The 4,697-nt window shown below is 70.6% G+C and carries 3 protein-coding genes; 2 read left to right on the top strand and 1 reads right to left on the bottom strand.

Features of this window, described 5'->3' with window-relative positions; all coding sequences use genetic code 11:
- Positions 1-2,415: glycosyl hydrolase 2 galactose-binding domain-containing protein (locus ACO1X9_RS10475; protein WP_486350777.1), on the bottom strand; the 2,415-nt coding region annotated here is incomplete at its 3' end.
- Between the two features lie 400 nt (positions 2,416-2,815).
- On the opposite strand from ACO1X9_RS10475, the gene ACO1X9_RS10470 reads away from it, so the two are divergent.
- A complete protein-coding gene (locus ACO1X9_RS10470; RefSeq protein ID WP_486350778.1) occupies positions 2,816-3,676 on the top strand; it encodes a carbohydrate ABC transporter permease in 861 nt (286 codons plus the stop codon).
- Positions 3,676-4,617, top strand: a complete 942-nt coding sequence (locus tag ACO1X9_RS10465) for a carbohydrate ABC transporter permease (RefSeq protein ID WP_486350776.1) — start codon at positions 3,676-3,678, stop codon at positions 4,615-4,617. Before ACO1X9_RS10470 ends, ACO1X9_RS10465 begins: the two co-directional genes overlap by 1 nt.
- The last annotated feature ends 80 nt before the right edge of the window (positions 4,618-4,697 follow it).

Here is a 4,697-nt window from a genome sequence, read left to right as displayed (position 1 = left end):
TGCCCCTCGTGTCGGGCGGCGGGCGGCGCCGGGGAGCAGCGGGCGCGGGTCGCCGAGCGCGGCGAGCAGTCGGCGATCGGTCGGCGGGCGCACGTCGCGCGGGCCCCACGCGAGGGCGGCGACCGTGCCCGTGTTGACGACCCGCCATCCGTCGCCGTCGCGGTCGACCGCGAGCGTCGTTCGGGGCAGGCGACGCAGGCCCGCGAGATCGGCGTCGCCGGTCTGCAGCAGCAGTTCGTCGTCGACCACCTGCCCGTCGGCCGACGTCCAGTTCGCGCGCCAGAGGAACGGGCCGGACGGGGTCGGCAGCGTCAGCGAGCCGACGGCGACGGGATGCCCGATCGCCTCGAGCGGGAACGTCGCCTCCGCGAGCACACGGCCGTCGAGCGCGAGTGAGGAGAGGTTCAGGGTTCCGCCCGCAGCGCGGCCGGCCTCGCTCCACAGCCACGCTTCGGCTGTCGCCTCGGAGTGTCCACCCCAGGCCGTGCGCGCCGTCCGGAGGGTGGCGCGCTCGGGCGCGAACGCCCGGGTCAGCACCCCGAGCGCCGGCTTCGGCTCGCCGTCGAAGCCGACGAGCGCGGTGCCCCACGTGTTCGGATACGACTCGGCGAGCTGCCAGGGCAGCACCATCGACGTGCGCGGGGCGCGGCGACGGTCGGACTCGAGCACCGTCGCGAGCCCCGAGCTCTGCAGCCACTGACTCGCGCGGCGCAGCTCGTCGAGCCCGAGACCGCCCCCGAAGAGCTCCTGCACCTGCGGGGCGTTGTCCCACCACTCGCCGAGGTGGCGGTGCAGCGGGTTCGTCCGATCGGCGGGCTCGCCGCGACCGGTCGGCACCACGGCCTCCCACAGCCGTGCGTTCGCCATGCCCTCGACGCCGAACTCGGTGTGCGCGAGGTAGCCGCCGCGATCGGCGAGCACGTGCTGCGCCTCGAGCCCCTGATACTCCCAGGGGCCGTGCACGTCGTGCTGGTCGCCGAGGTCGCCGGTCAGCCGATGGTGGAAGACGGGTCCGCTCGGCGAGGTCGGCAGCCAGGCGCGACCCGGGTCGAGTTCGGCGACCACGCCCGCGAGCACGGTGAGGGCCGGACTCTGCTCGGTGCGGAGCGGCCCCGACTCGCCCTCGAGCTCGTTCCCGCCGCCCCAGATCGCGAGCGACGGGTGGTGGGCGCGGGCGGGCACGAGCTCGCGCGCGTCGGCCTCGAGCCCCGCGAGGAACCCGGGATCGGTGCTCGGCGCGCTCTGCAACCCCGACGACGACTGCGAGAACTCCTGCCAGACGAGCAGCCCGCGCTCGTCGCACGCGGCGTAGAAGTCGGGTGTCTCGACGAGACCGCCGCCCCACACCCGGACGAGTCGAACCCCGGCCGCGACGGCGAGGTCGAGCAGGTGGGCGAGACGGTCGGGGGCGATCGAGCCGAACTGCGCGTCGGCGGGCGCCCAGTTGACGCCCGCCAGGGGAACCGGGATGCCGCCCACGTTCATCCCGTACGCCTCGGCATCGGCCGGCGCGCCCGGGGTGCGTTCGCGGACGAGGTGCCGGAACCCGAGCCGACGGCGCTCGACCGTCTCCCCGACACGCACCGCGAGGTCGACGAGGCGCGGCTCGCCGAGCCCGACCGGCCACCAGAGCGGCGGATCGGCGACGGTCATCACGAGTCGGCGCTCCCCCGGCGCCGTCTCCGCGCGGAGAACGCGACCGTCGCCGAGGTCGAGCTCGGCGACGACGGGGGTGTCGGCCGGCTCGGTGATCGCCTCGAGCGTCACCGTTCCGCGACCGCCGTCGGCCGAGCACTCGACCTGCACCCGGAGGTCGGCGACGCGGGCTCCGCCCCGCAGCCGCACCGGGCGCCAGACCCCCTGGTGCGGGAACGGCGGGCAGAAGTCCCAGCCGACGCCGACGCGCGGCGCGTGCCGAACGACGTCCTCGGTGCGACCGACCTGCGGAACCCCCGGCGGCACGGGGGCGACGACCACGACGATCGAGTGGCGCCCCGCGGCGACCTCGCCGAGCGGGATGCGGAGGCGGCGGTAGAGCCCGTCGATGCGGCCGACCTCGGCCCCGTTCCAGAGCACGAGGCCGCCCGGGTCGATGCCGTCGAACTCGAGCACCGCGTCGGGCCAGTTCTCGGAGAGCTCGACGGTGCGACGCAGCACCCACGAGCGCGTGGCGGTCCACTCCGCGGACCGGCTTCCGAAACCGTGTCGCGGGTCGGGGATGACGCCCGCGTCCGCGAGCGCGTCGACCACGGAGCCGGGCACGGTGGCGCGTATCCAGCCGGGGGCGGCGGCATCCACGGCGGCGTTGTTGAGGGCGTCGGGCGGTGCCGCCGCGTACCAGCGCCAGGTCTCGCCGATCGCCTCGCGGAGCTCCCACGAGCCGGCGAGTTCGAGGGCGGCGCTGCTGGTGATCACGGCTCTCCCCTCGCGCCGGTCGACGGTGGGGCGCGCGTATGAGAACGTACCCACATCGGTGACGCCCCGACAAGCTAGGCCCTCGCCGCCGACCCGTGACGCCGGACAAGCCCTTGCCAGCGCTGCCGCGACCCGTTTATAGTCCTGACGAGCATCTTTGTGGAATCGTTACCACATCCGCCGTTCTCCGCCCTCAGAGAAGAGGAGACCACATGGTCCCGACCCGTCCGCGTGACTCCTCCCTCCCTCGAGGTGTCCGATCGTGAGCGCCTCCGTCGACACGAACTCGACGCGCGCGATCGTGACCGCCAAGAAGGCGGCCCGCCGGGGGCGCAAGCAGAAGCTCCCCGAGGGCTACAAGGTGCGCAAGTACAACCGCCGCGAGGCCATCGCGGGCTACATGTTCATCGCGCCCTGGGTCATCGGGTTCCTGGTCTTCACGCTCGGGGCGATGATCTACAGCCTCGTCATCTCGTTCAGCCACTACCAGCTCGCCACCAACACGGCGCGGCCGGCGGGCTTCTCGAACTACGAGCTGCTCTTCGAAGACCCCAAGGTCATGATGTCGCTCGGCAACACGCTCTTCTACGCCGTGCTCGCCGTGCCGCTCCAGGTCGTGTTCGCCCTGTTCCTCGCGATGCTGCTCAACAACGTCAAGTTCGGCTCGGGCATCTTCCGCACCCTCTACTACCTGCCGAAGATGACGCCGGCCGTCGCCACCGCCGCCGTCTTCTTCCTGCTGCTCAACGGCAACCAGGGAGCGATCAACAAGGGCCTCGCGTTCTTGGGCATCCAGGGCCCGCAGTGGCTCCTCGATCCCGACTGGGTGAAACCGTCGATCGTGCTCATGACCCTGTGGGGCGTGAGCGGCACGATGGTGATCTTCCTCGCGGCCCTCAAGACCGTGCCGCGCGACCTCTACGAGGTCGCCATGATCGACGGGGCCGGACCCATCCGCCGCTTCTGGTCGATCACCCTGCCGATGATCTCGGGGGCGGTGTTCTTCAACGTGCTCGTGCTCACGATCGCCGCACTGCAGACGTTCGACGAGGCGTATCTGCTGTTCTACCGAGACCAAGTGCAGGGGGCGCCCGACGCATCCCTGTTCTACGCCGTGTACCTGTTCCAGCAGGCCTTCCGCCAGTTCAACTTCGGCTTCGCGGCCGCGATGGCCTGGCTGATCTTCCTGATCATCATGGTGATCTCCCTCATCCAGGTGAAGGTCGGCAACCGGTTCGTCTACTACGAGAGCGAGCGTTGATGACCACCTCGACCCCCCTGGACGCCTCCGCCGCCGGCCCGATCCTCTCGAGCGCCGGCCGCGACGAGCCGGCGATCCCGAAGAAGCCGCGCCGTCACGTCGGCGGCACGATCGCGCAGGTCGGGCAGTGGGTGCTGCTCATCCTCTTCTCGCTGCTCTTCCTCTACCCGTTCGCGTGGCTGCTCGCGGCGAGCTTCAAGCCGCGGGGGGAGGTCTTCGACAACGCGCTCATCCCGAAGACGTTCCAGCCCGAGAACTACGTCGAGGTCTTCAACCAGCTCCCGCTGCTGGCGTGGATGGGCAACAGCCTCCTCATCGCGGTGCTCGCCGCCGGGCTCGTCACGATCTCGAGCTCGATCGTCGCGTTCGGGTTCGCCTACTTCAACTTCCCCGGGCGCGGAATCCTCTTCGGGGTCGTGCTCGCGACGATGATGCTGCCGGGGGCGGTGACCCTCGTGCCGCAGTTCCTCATCTGGAACAACCTCGGCTTCGTCGGCACGAACGTGCCGCTGTGGGGCATGAACCTCTTCGGGTCGGCGTTCTACATCTTCCTGCAGCGACAGTTCTTCCTCGGCCTGCCTCGGGAGATCTTCGAGGCGGCTCGCATGGACGGGGTCAGCTACTGGGGGATGTTCTGGCGGATGGCGTTCCCGCTGTCGATCCCGTCGTTCATCATCGTGTTCCTCTTCGAGTTCCAGGCGTCGTGGAACAACCTCCAGGCCGCGCTCATCTATCTCAACGCCGGAACGCAGGAGGGCTACACGGTGCCGCTCGGCATCGCGTCCGCGATGACCCGGTACAGCCCGACCAACGGCGGTCACGGCGACTACCAGTACGTGATGGTGGCCGCGCTGCTCGTCACGCTGCCGATGATCCTGATGTTCGCGTTCGGACAGCGGTACTTCGTGGAAGGTGTCGCCACCCAGGGCCGCAAGGGCTGAGTTCTCTTCGAATCCGTGGGGTGCTGCCGAGCGCGGTGCCCCACGGATTCGGCATGTCTGGGATCGATTCCACCCGGTTG

Source organism: Pseudolysinimonas sp., from assembly GCF_057350545.1.
The sequence above is the reverse complement of the archived record's forward strand: the minus strand, read 5'-3'. Positions and strand labels throughout refer to the sequence as shown.